The organism is Thalassotalea crassostreae (assembly GCF_001831495.1).
GTDB classification, from domain to species: Bacteria; Pseudomonadota; Gammaproteobacteria; order Enterobacterales; family Alteromonadaceae; genus Thalassotalea_A; species Thalassotalea_A crassostreae.
Genome location: NZ_CP017689.1, coordinates 2,820,273 through 2,838,598, shown reverse-complemented (window position 1 = coordinate 2,838,598; position 18,326 = coordinate 2,820,273). Strand labels below are relative to the sequence as shown.

11 protein-coding genes are annotated in these 18,326 nt (G+C 39.0%); 8 read left to right on the top strand and 3 right to left on the bottom strand.

Annotated elements, in window-relative coordinates; genetic code table 11:
* Positions 1 to 315 precede the first annotated feature (315 nt).
* A complete protein-coding gene (locus tag LT090_RS12210; RefSeq protein WP_068545695.1) occupies positions 316 to 564 on the bottom strand; it encodes a hypothetical protein in 249 nt (82 codons plus the stop codon).
* 150 nt (positions 565 to 714) lie between these two features.
* Positions 715 to 4,302: a VCBS domain-containing protein gene (locus LT090_RS12205; RefSeq protein ID WP_070795977.1), complete on the bottom strand. Its 3,588-nt coding sequence runs from the start codon at positions 4,300 to 4,302 to the stop codon at positions 715 to 717.
* 698 nt (positions 4,303 to 5,000) lie between these two features.
* On the opposite strand from LT090_RS12205, the gene LT090_RS12200 reads away from it, so the two are divergent.
* The 7 genes from LT090_RS12200 (at position 5,001) to eda (ending at position 15,205) form a co-directional block, all read left to right on the top strand.
* Entirely contained in the window at positions 5,001 to 8,174 is a 3,174-nt protein-coding gene (locus LT090_RS12200; RefSeq protein WP_068545697.1) for a TonB-dependent receptor, read from the top strand.
* A 188-nt stretch (positions 8,175 to 8,362) separates the two neighbouring features.
* Positions 8,363 to 9,244, top strand: coding sequence for an NAD(P)-dependent oxidoreductase (locus tag LT090_RS12195; RefSeq protein ID WP_068545698.1), 882 nt, complete (start codon positions 8,363 to 8,365; stop codon positions 9,242 to 9,244).
* Positions 9,245 to 9,386: 142 nt separating this feature from the next.
* The gene (locus LT090_RS12190; protein WP_068545699.1) at positions 9,387 to 11,636 is read left to right on the top strand and encodes a chondroitinase-B domain-containing protein; all 2,250 of its coding nucleotides are present in this window, start codon (positions 9,387 to 9,389) and stop codon (positions 11,634 to 11,636) included.
* Between the two features lie 125 nt (positions 11,637 to 11,761).
* Positions 11,762 to 12,160 (top strand): cupin domain-containing protein, encoded by a 399-nt coding sequence (locus LT090_RS12185; protein WP_226996581.1) that lies wholly within the window; start codon positions 11,762 to 11,764, stop codon positions 12,158 to 12,160.
* Between the two features lie 2 nt (positions 12,161 to 12,162).
* Positions 12,163 to 13,464, top strand: a complete 1,302-nt coding sequence (locus LT090_RS12180) for an MFS transporter (RefSeq protein WP_068545700.1) — start codon at positions 12,163 to 12,165, stop codon at positions 13,462 to 13,464.
* 123 nt (positions 13,465 to 13,587) lie between these two features.
* Positions 13,588 to 14,535 carry a sugar kinase gene (locus tag LT090_RS12175; protein ID WP_068545701.1) on the top strand — a complete coding sequence of 316 codons (948 nt, stop codon included), beginning with the start codon at positions 13,588 to 13,590 and terminating at the stop codon, positions 14,533 to 14,535.
* 52 nt (positions 14,536 to 14,587) lie between these two features.
* Positions 14,588 to 15,205, top strand: coding sequence for a bifunctional 4-hydroxy-2-oxoglutarate aldolase/2-dehydro-3-deoxy-phosphogluconate aldolase (gene eda, locus LT090_RS12170; protein ID WP_068545804.1), 618 nt, complete (start codon positions 14,588 to 14,590; stop codon positions 15,203 to 15,205).
* Between the two features lie 136 nt (positions 15,206 to 15,341).
* Here the strand turns inward: eda and LT090_RS12165 are convergent, their stop codons facing one another.
* Positions 15,342 to 16,409: an endonuclease/exonuclease/phosphatase family protein gene (locus LT090_RS12165; RefSeq protein ID WP_068545702.1), complete on the bottom strand. Its 1,068-nt coding sequence runs from the start codon at positions 16,407 to 16,409 to the stop codon at positions 15,342 to 15,344.
* Between the two features lie 313 nt (positions 16,410 to 16,722).
* Here LT090_RS12165 and LT090_RS12160 point away from each other — a divergent pair, with 313 nt between their 5' ends.
* On the top strand, positions 16,723 to 18,303 hold the full coding sequence (locus LT090_RS12160) for an AbgT family transporter (protein WP_068545703.1): 1,581 nt from the start codon (positions 16,723 to 16,725) through the stop codon (positions 18,301 to 18,303).
* Positions 18,304 to 18,326: the final 23 nt, after the last annotated feature.

Sequence of the window (18,326 nt, the reverse complement as noted above, 5' to 3'; positions counted from 1 at the left end):
TCACCTTTTAATATTCAAGAAATTATCATACCAAAATGAAAATAAGCACGCCTTTTTGGTCTGTTATTAGTTAACTATAGACTAAATGTTAACGACAATGATGGAACTTGATAATTCTTTTTTAATAGGCTTTACAGCGAATAAAATAATCCAAATAGTTTTTAAAAAAAGAGTTTATATCCGGACGTTTTTGGTAATACCAAATAAATAGGGTTAGAGTGAAAATAATAAAAGCGCTAAACAAATTCAATAAATTTAATTTTAAGAATCTGTTTAGCGCTTATTTTGTGCATCTATATTAGTTGTTGTTAATTCCTAATCTAAAGCAATAGACTCTTCCGGAGAAAGCGGGTGAGAAACTAAACGAATACTATCAAATAGTGCTTCAGTACCTTCAGCTGGGGCGCCTTGGTAGCTTAATTCAATGTCATCTACACGGATCTCTGTGCCGTTTGTTGTTTTAAACTGGGCTATCGAAAAGTCAACTTTATTATCATTACTGTCTTCTGAACCACATGCTCCAAGAGCAAAGATTAACGCGACAGCGACTAAATGTTTGGTCATCGTAGTGTTCCTTTGTTTTGGTTTCTTGCTTTAACTTTTTTTTATTTGTTCTTTTTTAAGTTGTTTTATTTTTTTGATTCTAATTCTTGAGTAAAAAAAACGCTATCAATTAATCAATAGCGTTTTTTATTCTTAGAGGTAACTGAGTGCTTACTCTTTAGCTACAACAGTAGCATCATAAGTTCTACTGCCAAATGGGTCTTGACCAACAAGCGATGTATCAACATCGAAGTCTTCAAAATCTTCTTCCATTACTGGCATTGTACCTGCTTCATCTGAATAAACGTTATAGTTATCGACATAGATAGCATCGGTAGACAGTTTGCCATCTGATGCAAGTCTAACTGTCGTAGAAACAACTGGAATGTTTGGTGTTAAGTTTTCCGACTTGAACGGTCCATAAACAACATCATCGATAATGACACTGTATGTACCTGGCTCGGTTGTACTTGTTGTATTCCAAGTAAGCTTTACGTCAATCCATGTACCAGGAGTGAAGTTAGGAGCACCAATAGGGTCATTTCCTCCATCATTATCGCGTAAGCTAAATTTACCTTCGTCTAATTTTAATTCACCGACTAAACAACATGTCGACCCGCCTTCTGTATAAAGTGAAATGTAAGCAGATTCTGTTTCTGTATCGCTATAAAGGATTGATACAGATACCTGACCTTCATTCATGTCAGTCGGGAAGTCGTAATAGAGTTCACCAGTTTCACCTTTACCGTCTTTTACACCACTTGTTGTATCTGTCGAATCAACTATTCTAGCAATTCTTAAATTTGGTTCTTCAGTCCCGCCAATATTTATCACGGTAGCATCATAAGTTCTGCTGCCAAATGGGTCTTGACCAACAAGCGATGTATCAACATCGAAGTCTTCAAAATCTTCTTCCATTACTGGCATTGTACCTGCTTCATCTGAATAAACGTTATAGTTATCGACATAGATAGCATCGGTAGACAGTTTGCCATCTGATGCAAGTCTAACTGTCGTAGAAACAACTGGAATGTTTGGTGTTAAGTTTTCCGACTTGAACGGTCCATAAACAACATCATCGATAATGACACTGTATGTACCTGGCTCGGTTGTACTTGTTGTATTCCAAGTAAGCTTCACGTCAATCCATGTACCAGGAGTGAAGTTAGGAGCACCAATAGGGTCATTTCCTCCATCATTATCGCGTAAGCTAAATTTACCTTCGTCTAATTTTAATTCACCGACTAAACAACATGTCGACCCGCCTTCTGTATAAAGTGAAATGTAAGCAGATTCTGTTTCTGTATCGCTATAAAGGATTGATACAGATACCTGACCTTCATTCATGTCAGTCGGGAAGTCGTAATAGAGTTCACCAGTTTCACCTTTACCGTCTTTTACACCACTTGTTGTATCTGTCGAATCAACTATTTTAGCGACATTGTTAGGTGCTTCATTACTAGTACCGGTGATGGTTATCACAAGTTTTTCTGTCGTGCCATCGGTTGACTCTATAGTGACTTCATCCATAACTGAATCTGATGAACCTGATAATGATGAAATAGTGCTATCAGCAGTGTCTAACTCATATGTCCAGTCGCCATCAGCAGTAATAGAGAAAGTACCATACGTAGTAACAGTGTCAGTTTGCACTGTCGCGAAGCTTTCGCCCGCATCTGCATCGGTAATTGTGACTTTACCGGTTAATTCAGCTGTGATGTCATTTGTTGTCGTTATTGCTAAACCACTAAACGTCGCAGGTGTATTAACGGCTGCACCTTTACCGGTAATAGTAACAGTGAACGTTGCTTCAGTAGCATCAACAGAGGTAATAGTAATTTCATCAGTCAATGTATCTGATACGCTAACGAGTGCTGCAACAGCTGAATTAGCAGTATCCAATTTGTAAACCCAATCGCCATTAGCAGCGATAGAGAATGTACCATAGCTAGTTACAGTGTCTGTTTGCACTGTGGCAAGGCTTTGACCTTCGTCAGCATCAGTTACAGTAATTGTGCCTGTTAAATCCGAAGAATTGTCATTGGCAGTTGTTGCAGTTAAACCGTCAAACGTCGCTTTTTTGTTTACTGGTACGTTAGGGTCTACTGCTTCAATTTCATAAACAACCGCTTCAAACGTATTCGGGTGATATTCAAGAAGAGGATCGTTGTTTATATCTGGATCTAAGTTGTAACCAACATCTTTCTTTTCAAAATCATCAGCGAAGACAAGTTCAGTTCCTGCTAAATCAGAATAGATTTTAATGTCATCGATATAATACGCTGCATCGGCAATAGAACTGCCGTCATCACCAAATTTAAAAGCGACAAAATCAACGCCGTCAATTACATTACCAAGTGATCTTGATGGCGAAGAAAACTCCCCGCTCAACACACTTTCACCATTGATAGTTACAGTAACTAACGGTGCAACATCGTTTGTGGCATTAGTTGCATCCCAAGTCATTTCAACGTCGGTCCAAACACCAGGTTCGAACGGAATAGTAATTTCATCATCTATGTTACGGATGGCAAATTGACCTGATTGGATGCGCAAATCAACAATGGAGTTGTTTACACTACCCGATGTGCCAAATAAAGTGATATAAGCATCTTTATCACCACTTTTTTCCGGGTTAGGATCAATACCGTAGGCATTGTCTTCTTTCATGAAAGAAACGGTCAGTTTACCTTTTTTAAGGTCTTCAGCTAATTTGTAGCGAAGTTCGCCGGCATCACCTTTACCGCTATTATCACTACTATTGCTATCACTTGAATCGGTAATTCTTGCTACTTTACGCGCTTCAACAGCATCAAGACCTGCAATGGTAATAACAAAATTAGCCATCGTACCATCTGCTGACTGAATAGAAATCGTATCGTTTATTGTATCGCTTGCATCAACTAATGCTAATACAGCAGCAGCAGCGGTATTTAGAGAGTATGTCCAATTACCTGATGTATCGATAGAGAATGTACCGTACATAGTCGAGGTATTTGTTTGTGCCATAATTGAAGATTCACCAACATCGCCATCATCAACTCCGATCGTGCCGGTAATCTGATCGCTAACATCTTTAGATGTTGTTACAGCTAAATTCAAAAACGTTGCTGGAACATTTTCGCCAGCAACATCAACTGCGGCAGTAGCAGCTGAAACGATTGCTTCGCTAAAGTTTTCGCCATCGGTATAAGTTGCGGTAACAGTGATTACTTTACCAATTAATTCATCAGTAAGTGCTAAAGTCGCTTCATTAGCACCTTCAATAACAACATCGTCTGCAAACCAGGCAAAAACGATCCCGTCAGCACCAATATCGTTTTCGTCAGTTACATTTGCTGTCAACAGCTTACCAGATGCCAAAATACCTGAAATAGTGACAACACCTTTGATGTTCATTAATACCGAACTAGTTTCGTTAGAAGTTAGAACCTCTGAAAAGTTGTCGTCATCTGTGTATGCTGCAGTTACAGAAATTGCCGCACCAGCTTCAGCGGAAGTAATAACGTAAGAGCTTGAAGTTGCACCTTCAATAGCTAGGCCATCAGCCATCCAGCTATAGGTTATTGCTGACGCATCAACACCATTACCATCGGTAACAGTTACTGACATCGTTTCACCTACTACTGGGCTACCTTCCAATGCTATTTGACCGAAATGGTTACCATTCTTATCTGGTAATGTATCTGTATCATCACAACCAACTATAGCCAAAGCCATAGCAGTCATCACGAATGTTTTATTCATTAACTTTTTCATTATTATAATCCTGTTGTGTTTTTGGTAAAACAATGTCGTGGCAAATTGGTTTACATTGTAATCATAATTTGTACAACAATTTTGTCAACCGCTATGTTTAAAATATTTTAAAGCGACTCTTTTGTCAAATCCTTCCTTTAAAGATGAAATGGCTTGCCAAGCCATTGATTACTAGCCATCGGGGAAAATTTTGTTCGACATGATGAGAACCGCAAATAATTTTGGTAGTCAAAATTATTTGACCTATTCATTGGCGGAGTGGGTGTTAGAAGGGATCATCTGAATATTTATGTATATCATGCTGTAACTTTTGGTTTGATTTAATGTTTTAAATTTGTGAACGTCAAGTAAACCGCATGTTGCATAGGTGTTAATGGGTGAGGTTGGTGTTTTTAATTATTTATTTTTTTGCTACGAAAATATATGTTTGTAACCTGCTAATTATAACGAAATTCAGATAATAATTCCTAATGATTTGGCCCTGGTCAGTAGTGATGGCGGTAGCTTGCAGACCAAAACTGATGATTTTATTTTTCTCACTTTATGTTTTTTTGGTTATCTTGTTGGTTTTTAATTGGTAAAGCCTTTTGGTTGGGTTTATAGTGTTTTTGTATTACCAAAGGGTTGACAATGTGGCTTTATGTAGCTTTAATAAAGCTCTATTGAATATAAAAACTATAACTAAACGGAAAATATCAATGGCTACTATGAATAAGTTAAATAAAATAAGCTACGTTTTACGTCATCAGGGCGGCTATAGTAAACGATTGCTATGTACATCAACATTACTTACTGCACTTGCTTTTCCAACATTAGCTGCGGAAGAAGAAGAAAGTGTAGAAGTAGAACAAGTAAGTACATCAGCAGATACAGTTGTACAAGAAGGCGAAATAGAAATCATTGAAGTTAGTGGTGGCATTCGTCGCACAATGACCCGCTCATTGAATGAAAAGAAAAATAATACAGCTATAGTAGATGCAGTTGCTGCTGCAGACTTTGGTGATTTACCTGGTTTATCATTATCCGATGTTATAGAAAATATTCCTGGTGCGTCTGGTCATCGACTAAAAGGTAGTCAAAACGAAATATCAATTCGTGGATTAGGTTCATATTGGGGCTATTCTACATTTAATGGCCGCACCATTACCAACGCTGGCCCAGGTCGTGCTGTTAATTTTAAAAAATTCCCATCAGAGCTTGTCGATAAGGTTGTTATTTATAAATCACAACAGGCCGATTTAGTTGAAGGTGGTACGTCAGGTACCATTGATGTTAACTCATTGCGCGCGGTTGATTATGGTGAAAGTGAAACAACGTTTCAAGTAGCTGGCATTTATAATTCTTATTATGATGATGTTGACGGTGATGTAGATCCGTGGGGAAGTAAATTTGTTGTTTCTACTGTACAACAATTTGAAACCGACTTCGGTGACATGGGCTTTACAATTGGTTTTAACCATTCTGACTCAGCTAACCCAGAAGAAAACTACGGCGGTAGTTCGCAAATGGGGGTGTGTGCACTTCGCGCTGCAGATGGAACAGCCTTAAATGGTGGTGATAACTGTGCAACGGGCTCTCAAGGTGTCAGTGCCGGTCGAGTTGGTCGCTCTCCTGAGATTGATGGCGGTGGCCCAGACGATACAGTTTTAGCTGATTTTGATGAAAGCAGTATGTTTTATGTTCCTTATGATGCGTATTGGCGTACAGGTGAAGATGAAGATATTCGCACAGGTGCTGTGCTTACCTTCCAATGGGTGCCAAATGATCAATGGAATATTAACTTAGATTACGAACATTCAGATTTAGAATATACAGAAAAACGAATGGAGCTTGCGCTAAGCACAAGAACTCGTTATCTAGAAGATCATGTTGTTGCTGATGACCGTACGTTACTTTATGCAACGGGCGAAGCTCGACCAACGCTACAAGGTGAACATCGTACACAAGACGACGAATATCGTGGTGGTGGTATTGAACTCGAATTCACACCTAATGATGATTTAACACTAGGCTTAGATCTTTCTTATTCTGAATCATATCGTTACCGTTTACGCCACCGTACAAAATTCCGTACCCCTAATACTGATGATGGTTATTACAACTATGCGTTAGACTTTAGAGGGCGTAACGTACCAACACTTACATGGTTAGATGATGAGCGTCGAGCGCCAGGTCAAACAGGTTTTAATGCGTCGCAAGCATTTGATGCAAGTTACATGGGTAACTTTGTTCAAGATGGTCATGCCTATGTAGAATATCGCCGTGCACACGAGCATCGTAAAGATGATATTACTGCAATTAATTTTGACGGTGAATATCAACTAGATAACGAATATTTATCGAGTATTAAAGCAGGTGTTCGCTACTCGGTTGAGAATTTAGTCGATTACAAAGCCAATGATGTATCACTATCGCTGTCAGATGGTTCGCAAGTTTATGGTGCGAGTGATAATGAAGATAATGACTGGGAGGTAAATAACCCAGATGCAAATTCAGAATTAATCAATGGCATTATTGACAACTGTCCTAACAATCACTCGAACAACATTCAATTTACTGAAGAGCCAGGTGATGGTGGTGATGCAACGCGTTACGCGACGTATGATCACAAATGTTTTATTGGTCAAGTTTTAGGTCAAATTCCTGGTTCACCGGGTACTGAATTCCAAGACATCGGCGAACGTGCAGACGGTCGTGACGGTAGTGACGTTGATGTCGAAGAAACGATTACTGCAGTCTATGCAATGGCTAATATCGACACTCAAATTGGGGACATTCCAGTATTTGGTAACGTTGGTGTTCGTGTAGTTAAAACTGAAACTCATTCAGAAGGCTGGGGTGATAAAGTTTATATAACAGCAACGACCATTGACGATAATACGACATGGGAAGCCGCTACTAATATAACGGGTGATATAGAGCGCGTAACACTTGATTCTGATTACACCGAAGTTTTACCAAGCTTAAACTTAACGTTCATGTTAACTGATGCGTTTTACGTTCGTACCGCAGCTTATCGCTCGATGTCGCGTTTCCAAATGAACGCGATGTCTGCCGGCGTAAGTTATCAAACTTGTGAAGATGAAGATGATACCGTGTGTGATCCGGATGAAAATACAGATTATTCACAAGTTATTCGTGGTGGTAACGCCAATGGTAACCACTTAGATCCTTACACAGCGACTAACTTAGATTTATCATTTGAATATTATCCTTCGGAAGACGCTGCATTCAGTGTTGCTCTTTATCATAAGTCGTTTACCGGTGGTTACGAAAGTATCGTAGAGCAACGTGATATCGTTATCGGTTTAGATGAAGGAGCTGGCGAATTCGAAGACTCTATATACCCTGATGTGAGCCATCAAGTTCAGCAAACGTCAGATGACGAATCAGTGATTAAGGGCGTTGAATTCTCAGGTCAAATGCACTTTGTTGACTTACCATACCCGTTCAATGGTTTAGGTACTAAGTTTGCTTGGAACCATGCGGATTCAGACTTTGTTACCAAAGAAGTAGGTAGCCCTGGCGTTGTAGCTGACGCTAACTTATACGGTTTCTCAGAAGATGTTGCATCAGCGTCAATCTACTGGGAAGGACATGACACGCAAGTACGTTTAATGTGGAAGTACAGATCTGAATATTTCCAACCAAACAACTTGCCGTTCCCAGACCGTTCACATCGCTACGTGCAAGATGCGACATACATGAACATGTCTGCTAAATACAAAATTAATTCTAACGTGAGCTTATTTGTTAAAGGTCTTAACTTAACCAATGAACCTCAAGTTTATACACGTGGTAACGGTACAACAATCGCCGATTACTCTCGTTCAGGTACTAAGTGGGAGTTTGGTGTTAAAGCTAAATTCTAATCGCACAAAATAGATATAAAAATATTGGTGGGTAGCAATAATGCTGTCCACTTACAAACAAGATGAAATTCTGAACAATACAACAATTTAGAATTTCAGATTTACATTCAAAATATAGTGCTGCAAATAATAACAGGTGTCTAAATAACACTTAATTAAGCACTAACTTAATTTTTTAGGAGTTAATTATGTCGAAGCCAACTATTGGTTTTATTGGTCTTGGCCTTATGGGCGGAAACATGGTTGAAAACCTGCAAACACGCGGTTTTCAAGTAAATGTTATGGACCTTAACAAGGATGCTGTTGCTAAAGTTATTGCTCGAGGTAATGCTACAGAAGTTTCTACAGGTAAAGAATTAGCTGAAAAAAGTGATATCGTAATGTTAGCGCTTACTACCTCTAAAGTAGTTGAATTAGTTGTATATGCTGAAGACGGTATCTTAGCGGGTATGAGTGAAGGCAAAACACTTATTGATTTTGGTACTTCGATTCCAGATTCAACTCGTAAGATTGGTGCTGCGCTAGCTGAAAAAGGCTGTGGCATGATTGATGCGCCTCTAGGTCGTACTCCTGCTCATGCAAAAGATGGCTTATTAAACATCATGGCAGCAGGTGATATTGATACCTTTAACAAAGTTAAGCCGATCCTTGAACAACAAGGTGAAAACGTTTTCCATCTTGGTGCTCTTGGTGCGGGTCATACAACTAAATTGATCAATAACTTTATTGGTATGACTACGGTTACTGCGATGTCACAAGCCTTTGCTGTTGCAAAAGCAGCAGGTGTTGATGGTCAACAATTATTCGACATTATGTCTGCTGGCCCATCAAACTCACCATTTATGCAGTTCACTAAGTTCTACGCAGTAGATGGCGAGGAAAAATTAGGTTTCTCGGTTGCTAATGCAAACAAAGATCTAGGTTACTTTAACCAAATGGTAGCTGATTTAGGCACTGAATCACTTATTGCTCAAGGTACATCTGCTAACCTACAGGCGGCTGTAGATGCTGGTCTTGGTCAAAATGATGTGCCAGTAATTTTTGACTATTTCGTTGGTCAAAACAAATAGTTTTAGCTGACGCCTTATCAAAACTCTCTCCCTGATTTTGATAAGGCGTTAAGCTGCTATAAGCATATAAAGTAACTTAAGGCTTTCTATTACAAGCAGTAGAGAAAGCCTTAATTTTTCACAAAGTTTAAAGAGTACTGATATGGTTAACCGTAAGCGTCTCCTGCAAAAATCCTTTAGTATTATCGCTATCAGTTTAATTAGCTTCGCAAGTAATGCCGCCGAATTTTTAGTTAAAACGCCAGATGCATTTAAATCTACCGTCAATAATTTAAAGCCAGGCGATACCATAAAATTAGCCAATGGCACTTGGACTGATTTTGAAATTCTTTTCACCGGTAAAGGTACAAAAGAACAACCCATTACGTTAACCGCAGAAACTAAAGGTAAAGTGATTTTATCTGGTTTATCAAACTTACGAATGGCTGGAAAATATTTGGTTGTTTCAGGTTTAGTGTTTAAAAATGGTTATACGCCAAGTAGCGAAGTGATTGCGTTTCGCAAAAACAAAACAGAATATGCCTATCATTCTCGTGTGACTGAAACGGTCATCGAAGATTATTCAAATCCAGACAAACAAGAGTCTGATTATTGGGTTGGTATTTACGGTCAATATAACCGCTTCGACCAAAACTACTTAGCAGGTAAACGCAACAAAGGCGTTACCGTCGCGGTACGTTTGAATAGCAAAGATAGCCAAGAAAATCATCATAAAATTGATCATAATTATTTCGGTCCACGTCCTATTTTTGGTTCTAATGGCGGTGAAACACTGCGTATTGGCACAAGTCATCATTCACTGACAGATTCATTTACTTTAGTTGAGAATAACTACTTCGATCGTTGTAATGGTGAAGTAGAGATTATTTCTGTTAAATCAGGCAAGAACCATTTACGCAACAACGTGTTTTTCGAATCTCGAGGCACATTAACGATGCGCCACGGTAACGGCAATATCATTGAAGGTAATGTGTTTTTCGGTAATGGAATCGATCACACTGGCGGTATTCGAGTGATCAACAAAGATCAAATTATTCGCAACAATTACATGGAAGGTTTGACAGGTTACCGTTTTGGTAGTGGCTTTACCGTGATGAATGGTGTTCCGAATTCACCAATCAATCGTTATCATCAAGTTGAAAATGCATTGATTGAAAATAACTCAATTATCAATGTTGAACATATCCAACTTGCAGCCGGCAGCGACGCTGAGCGCTCTGCTGTTCCGATTGATAGTAAATTTCAACATAATTTAGTGTTTAATGAAAACCAAAAGCAACCGTTTACATTGTTTGATGATGTATCAGGTATCGCGTTTTCTGGAAATATCAGCAATACAAAAGTACTTGCTGAGATTGATGCTGGCTTTAAGGTAGAGTCAATCAAGCTAGAGCGCGCGGAAAATGGATTACTATATCCAGTTGGTAAATCAATTGGCGTTGATAAATCATTAACACCGATTAAAAAATCTCAGACAGGTCCTTCTTGGTATGACAAGGTAGTTGGAGAAACTGAGTTCGCTAGTGGTGAGGTAGTCAATGTAAGTCCCGGTGGCGATGCGCTATTTAATGCAGTTAATTCAGCAAATGATGGTGACGTTATTGTGTTAGCCGATGGTGACTACGATGAACGTAAAGTTATCGTTATTGATAAAACGCTTTCTATTAAGTCTGAAAATACTCATAAAGCTAGACTGTCTGTTGAACGTGGCACCATGTTTGAAATTGCAGATGGCGGTAGTTTAACACTTGATGGCGTAGTTATTAATGGCAAGAATAGCCCCGATTCTTCGGGTAACTCAGTCGTTAGAACTAAGAAATGGGGCATGACGGCTAATTATCGCTTAGTAGTGAAAAACTCTGTGATCGAAGATTTAGACATAAATCACTCTTTCCACTTTTTCGTCTCTGGAAATGGTGCCTTTGCTGACGATATATCATTACACAATAACAAGTTCACTAACGTGACTGGTGATATTTTACGTCTTGATAGAGAACTCGAAGATCTAGGCATTTATAACGCTGAATACGTAACGTTGACGGATAATTCTTTTGATGGCGTCGAAGGTGCTTTAGTTAAATTGTACCGCGGTGGTAGCGATGAAAGTACATTTGGCCCTCATCTTAATATGACAAATAACACGGTAAATGAAACTGGCAATGGCAAGCGAAACAAGTCTAAATCGAGCCTTTACCTTCATGGTGTTCAAGTAACCCATGTACATAAAAACGAGTTATCAAACTCAGCGCCAATTATTGTTGAACACACCGTTGGTGAACCAATTAGCAAGATTACTAACAATACGCTTTCGCAAGAAATCAGTGTTGTCGAGTTACGTGTGAGTGGGCCTCATACGGCAGATTTATCAGGCAACAAGATTAGTAAAAACTAATTTTGTTAAAAATAAAGTTAATAAAAAATAGAATAAATGATGTGGTTTTAGAGGCATAACAACTCGCCCAATAAAGCCAATATATAACATTTACGAACTAACATCACAGCAGCAAGAGAGGAATTATTATGAGTCAAAGTGCTCACTTTTTGAAAGGTAATGAGACAGAAATTGAAGACTTAGGCGGTGGTTTAAAACGCCAAATGCTGGGATACAACCATGAACTCATGGCAGTAAAAATTTGGTTTGAGAAAGGTGCAATTGGTTATAACCATGCACACCGTCATTCACAAGTAACATACGTTGTAGAAGGTGAATTTCATTTTAATATTGATGGCGTGACAACTATTATGAAGGCTGGAGACAGCTGTCTGATGCCTCCATATGCAGATCACGGGGCAACGAGCCCGACAGGTGGAATTTTGATTGATACCTTTAGCCCTCCAAGAGAAGACTTTGTAGCTCCAGGCACATTTGAAAATCTTGATTTAGATAAACTTAACAGCAAGCCAGAGGAGAAGTAACAATGCAGGTTAAAGGATTACGTTGGTGGGTAATCGCATTAATTGCGATAGCTACTGTTATTAATTATATCGACCGTTCTGCACTAAGTGTACTTTGGCCTGATATTGTAGAAGAGCTTTTTCCAGATGAATCGGCATTAGAGCGTAAACAAATATACGCCAATATTTCGATCGTATTTATTTTATCTTACGCCTTTGGTCAGGCGATATTTGGTAAAATATTCGATTGGATTGGTACTCGCTTAGGATTCGTTTTATCGATTGGTGTATGGTCTATCGCAACTGCACTTCACGCATTTGCTCAAGGTGCATTAAGTTTTAGTATCTTCCGTGCCATTCTAGGTGTTTCAGAAGCAGGTAACTGGCCTGGTGCAGCTAAAAGTAATGCTGATTGGTTCCCAACTAAAGAACGTGCATTAGCACAGGGTATCTTCAACTCTGGTGCCGCTATTGGTGGTATTATTGCGATTCCATTAATCGCCGCATTAACGGTTTACTTTAGTTGGCAGATGGTCTTTATCGTCATTGGTTTAGTCGGTTTGTTATGGCTTATTCCTTGGATCATCTTAGTTAAGGCGCCACCAGGTTCTCACCCTTGGATCACTGCAGAAGAGCGTGAGTACATTTTAACAGGTCAAAAGAATGTTGATGGTGAAGTGACTTGTGAAGAAGATGAATACAATCCATCGACAAAAGAATTACTTACTCGCAAACAAAGTTGGGGCGTAATAATCGCTTCAGCAGCAATCGATCCAATTTGGTGGTTGTTTGTATTCTGGATCCCAATTTACTTGAATGAAGTTTATGCAATGGATGTTAAGTCGATTGGTATTTATGGTTGGGTACCGTATGTTGGTGCAATGTTTGGAGCATGGTTTGGTGGGCTTCTGGCTCAAAACCGTATCAAGGCGGGTTGGAATACCGATAAAACTCGTAAGCTTACAATCAGCTTAGGTTGTTTGATTATGCTACCGGCATTATTAGCAATGGCAAGTCCTGGCGGCCCAACTACAGCGGTAATTATTATGGCTGTGATCTTATTTGGTTTCCAAACGGCAATCGGCAACGTGCAAACACTACCGAGTGATTTATATGGTAAAAAAGCGGTAGGTACATTAGCAGGTTTCTCTGGTATGGCTGCCAAGCTTGGTGCATTAGGATTAACTGCACTAGTACCATTTTTAACTGCGGACGGTAATTATACTCCTGCATTTGTTATTGGTGCCTCATTGGCAGTAATTGCAATGTTAGCGGTATGGGTACTTATCCCTAAAGTTGAGCCTCTCAAAAGTCTAGATAAATAGACGAGATAGATAGAACAATAGCACCTAGCTAAGCAGCGCTTAGCTAGGTGACTAATTATAAAACGTAAAGCTGTTCGGTAATTGTTATCGAACCTAATTTAATAAAAGTAAAAAGGCTGTGTAATGAAAAACATGTTTTTATTCGGCGAATGCATGATTGAGTTGATGACTACCGCCAAAGGCACGTCAGAAAACACCATGAAACAATCATTTGCTGGAGATGTTTTTAACTCTGCTGTTTATCTAAAACGTGCATTTTCCGAGGTGAGTGTGCACTTAGTAACAGCCGTAGGTAAAGACCAATTTAGCCTTAATATGATCGAATATTTCAAACGCGAAAATATTGAAACTGAATTTGTTTTCCAATCAGAAACCAAAATTCCTGGATTGTATTCTATTCAACTTGATGACAGCGGAGAGCGCAGTTTTACTTATTGGCGTGAAAACTCGGCTGCTCGTCAGGTAATGCAACATATAGATGAAGCGGCAATTGCACAACTTTCAAAAGGCGACATGTTCTTTTTCTCTGGTATTTCACTTGCTGTTGTTGAACCTGAGGCAAGAGATAGTTTTTGGGGGCTAGTAGATTCGCTTAAAGCGGCTGGAGTAGACATCGTTTTCGATCCTAACTACCGCGCCCGATTATGGCAAAGTGAAGCGGAAGCAAAAGAGCAGTTCGAAAATGCTTTTGCTCGCTCTAATGTGTTACTACCGGGAATCGAAGACTTTAGTACGTTATATTCGATGGATACTTTTGAACAAGTTAATGACTTCTTAGCCAAATTTAATATCGATGAAGTTATCGTGAAAAATGGTCCTGGCTCTGTAATCAGTGTTGAGCAAGACAACATCGAAGAACACGTCATCATTCCATCTGAAAATGTTGTTGATACAACATCGGCAGGTGACTCATTTAACGGCACCTATTTAGGCGCGAGGTTAAATGGCTTTTCAATTGCTAAGGCTATTTCATTAGCCTCTATTGCTGCGGGCTTTGTGATCCAGCATAAAGGTGCAATTGTGAATCAAGCAAGTTACAACGAATTTATTCATTATCACGTGAATAACTAATTTACTATTAGCGCTCATAGTTATGGGCGCGCTTTCTTTAAGGTTACTAGAAATGAAATCATTTCACGCTTTAATGGGTGGGCAAACATTGTTGCCTATCATTCAAGCCGATAGCGCTGAGCAAGGCGTTAAAATTGCAACTGCAATGGCAGATGCTGGTCTTACTCTAATTGAAGTGGTATTAAGAACTGAGGCTTCGCTAGAAGCGTTAACAGCGATTAAAAAGGCATTACCAAACTTAATCGTTGGTGCGGGTACAGTGACGAATGAGGTGATCTTGCAACAAGCAATTGATGCTGGTGCAGATTTTATCATCACTCCTGCAGTATCAGAGAAGCTGCTTACTCAATTAACAAAGTGCGGTTTGCCGGTTTTACCTGGTGTTTCAAATACTGGCGAGATCTTAATGGCACGCGAATTTGGTTATCAAGAGCTTAAATTATTCCCTGCATCATTATCTGGTGGTGCTAAGTTTTTAGGCGCTGTTTCGACGATATTCCAAGATATTAAATTTTGTCCAACCGGCGGCGTGACGCTAGAGAATAAGGCGGATTACCTATCTCTTCCTAATTGCTTTGCTGTTGGTGGTACTTGGGTAGCGAAGAAAGAGTGGGTTGAACAAAAAAATTGGCAAGCCATTACGCAAGCGTGTAAAGAAGCAAACCACTAAAACTATACTCTAATTTAAAGGTCAACAAATAGAAAGTTAGGCGGAGCAATATGAACCGCCTATTTTTTTAAAATAGCTCTACAGAAAAAAATCACAAAGTATGCGAATACATCTATTACACGACTACCAATATAAATTATTCTCTTAATGCCATAGTAATTAAAACGATCCCATGATCGGTGCTTTCGCCATCCCGCTCAAATATTGGATTAATTAAGTGTCGATCATAGGTATGATATTCAGATACTTGGTACAAACTGTCTTGGTAACTAGCATCAAATTCACATGACAAAAGTATGTAGTCTAAAATTGAACTGGTTTCACCATAATAATGGGTTGGGCTACGTACATTGAGCTTAGCCGCTTTTAGTTCAGCTGGCTCTGTGGATTCATTAATTTGTGCAGCTTCGAATAAATCCCATGAATCTTTTAAACAATATTTTTGCAAATAACGCTCACTATCAAACTTAGAAACAAAGCGCAGAGAATCAGTTTGCAAGTGTCTTAATATGCCATCACTAAGGGTGTTATTAAAATCCCCCATTAACACCATTGGGTTTGTGGTTTGTTCACGTCGTTGAATCATATCAACCAACAATAAGGCAGCTTCACTGCCTCGTTGTATGCTCGAGCCCCATCCTCCAGCAATACTGCCTTTAAGATGTTCAATGATTGATTTTTCTGCCGAATTTTCTAGCACTTCTTTATTAGTCACGTCATCTACATCAATCATCGAACGTTTCGATTTGAAATGCACAACATAACAATCACAATTACCTAAATGTGGTACATCAACGGTTGCTCGTAATACTTTGCGACTGAACGAAAATTCTTCGGATAAGCCAATGCTTTGAGCCAGCGTGATATCTGGCTGTACAGCATTTGCTTCGACAATAGGATAACGAGATGCAATGGCTACAACAGGACTTCGATAAATAAAGTCATCAATGACTTGTGGGGCGTCAATTACAGCAAAATAAGCATACCCTTGAGTGGCGACTAACTGCTTTAAAGAATCAGGACTAAAGACTTCTTGAAAGCCGATAATATCAGGTTGATATTGCGCTAAATAATCACTGACCCATTTCTGTTTTTTAGTCCATTGTTCAATACTGTAGATACGATCGAAGTCATAAAATGCACCGGGGGGTTCAAGATAGTTAAATAAATTAAAGGTAGCAATTTTTAATTTTGAGTTTTCCATTGCTAACTTTCCTTAACTAGCTCATTAAAATTATCTTTCAACGATTGTGTTCGCGCTATATTTTGCTTTTTAATAGTCTTGGGAAGATTGATAGTGTGGACTCTGTAGTTGTCGCAATATGTTGATTAATAGCAGTATAACCCATTTTACGTAAAGGAATTAGGTACCATTATAGAGTTTTAATGAATAAGATTATTTATTTAATCTATTCCCTCTACTTACTAAAGATATTAGTATACGCGCTGAATAAAAGTCTCTAAACATTTTGAACGTATCAAAGTTCAAATGTTCATTAAAAAAATAGGTGCAATTTATGACCGTAAATACGAGTCCTCAAGAATCAAAAAACAGTTTGTTTAATCGTTTTTTAGCTACTGTTGAATACTTGGGTAATCTTCTTCCACATCCCATCACATTATTTGCATTGTTTTGTTTATTTATTGTGGTATTTAGTGGTATTGCCGACCTGTTTGGTCTCAGTGCAATAGACCCTAGACCGATAGGTTCAGCAGGACGCGATCCGGATGGTGTTATTGAAGTTGTGAGTTTATTGAGTGCTGATGGTTTACAAAAAATCGTCACCGGTTTAGTGACTAACTTTACCGGTTTTGCACCGTTAGGTACCGTTTTAGTTGCATTGCTTGGTGTTAGTGTTGCGGAACATTCTGGGTTATTATCTGCTGCGCTTCGTGGCATGGTGATGGGCGCCTCTGAACGGTTAGTAACTTTTATGGTGGTGTTCGCAGCTATCTTATCTAACACTGCATCTGAGTTAGGTTATGTAGTTTTAATTCCACTTGCTGCGATGATATTCCACAGCTTAGGCCGTCATCCATTAGCTGGTTTAGCAGCTGCATTTGCCGGCGTATCGGGTGGTTATAGCGCCAATTTACTATTAGGTACTATTGATCCTTTATTAGCTGGCATAACCACACCAGCAGCGCAAATGATCGATCCAAACTACCAAGTAGGGCCTGAGGCCAATTGGTATTTTATGATGATTTCAACGTTTTTAATCGCCATCTTAGGTACCTTTATTACTGAGAAAATCGTTGAGCCTAGATTAGGTAAATATGATGACAGTGAAGCAAGTGAAAAAATTGAATCTAATATCAAACATCTATCTGAAATTGAACGTAAAGGCTTAAAATATGCGGGCTTAACCTTTTTGTTTTTGTGTGTTTTGCTTGCGCTAACTATCGTGCCGGAAGATGGTATTTTACGTAATCCAGAAACCGGATTAGTGAAAGGTTCACCATTTTTAAAAGGCATTGTCGCCTTTATCTTTGTGACCTTTGCAATTCCAGGTTATGTCTACGGCAGAGTTGTCGGGACAATGAAAACTGATGTCGATGTGATTAATGCCATGAGTAAAAGTATGGGATCGCTCAGCATGTACATCGTATTAGTATTTTTTGCAGCGCAATTTGTTGCATTTTTTAAATGGACTAACTTGGGTACCATTTTGGCGATTAATGGTGCTGAGTTGTTGCAAGCTCTTAATATGACTGGCCCGGAAGTGTTTGTCTTGTTTATTTTAATGTGTGCGATAATCAACTTAACGTTAGGTTCATCTTCAGCACAATGGGCGGCTACCGCGCCAATATTTGTTCCTATGTTAATGCTAGTCGGTTATGCTCCAGAAACAATTCAAGCAGCGTATCGTATTGGTGATTCAGTTACCAACTTGATAACCCCAATGATGAGTTATTTTGGTCTCATATTGGCTATTGCAACAAAGTATAAGAAAGATATGGGGATAGGTACCCTAATCGCCACGATGCTACCTTATAGTATTGCTTTCTTTGTTGGTTGGGTTGTGCTGTTTTACGTGTGGGTATTTGCTTTTGGTTTACCTGTAGGACCAGGCTCCCCAATATACTTCCAGCCATAACATAAGTTATAAATTTGTATGAC

Excerpts from the sequence above, each read along its gene's own strand:
- LT090_RS12210 (WP_068545695.1), bottom strand. The coding sequence starts at position 564 with ATGACCAAACATTTAGTCGCTGTCGCGTTAATCTTTGCTCTTGGAGCA.
- LT090_RS12190 (WP_068545699.1), top strand. The coding sequence starts at position 9,387 with ATGGTTAACCGTAAGCGTCTCCTGCAAAAATCCTTTAGTATTATCGCT.
- LT090_RS12160 (WP_068545703.1), top strand. The coding sequence starts at position 16,723 with ATGACCGTAAATACGAGTCCTCAAGAATCAAAAAACAGTTTGTTTAAT.
- eda (WP_068545804.1), top strand. The coding sequence starts at position 14,588 with ATGAAATCATTTCACGCTTTAATGGGTGGGCAAACATTGTTGCCTATC.
- LT090_RS12180 (WP_068545700.1), top strand. The coding sequence starts at position 12,163 with ATGCAGGTTAAAGGATTACGTTGGTGGGTAATCGCATTAATTGCGATA.
- LT090_RS12175 (WP_068545701.1), top strand. The coding sequence starts at position 13,588 with ATGAAAAACATGTTTTTATTCGGCGAATGCATGATTGAGTTGATGACT.
- LT090_RS12200 (WP_068545697.1), top strand. The coding sequence starts at position 5,001 with ATGGCTACTATGAATAAGTTAAATAAAATAAGCTACGTTTTACGTCAT.
- LT090_RS12205 (WP_070795977.1), bottom strand. The coding sequence starts at position 4,302 with ATGAAAAAGTTAATGAATAAAACATTCGTGATGACTGCTATGGCTTTG.
- LT090_RS12165 (WP_068545702.1), bottom strand. The coding sequence starts at position 16,409 with ATGGAAAACTCAAAATTAAAAATTGCTACCTTTAATTTATTTAACTAT.
- LT090_RS12195 (WP_068545698.1), top strand. The coding sequence starts at position 8,363 with ATGTCGAAGCCAACTATTGGTTTTATTGGTCTTGGCCTTATGGGCGGA.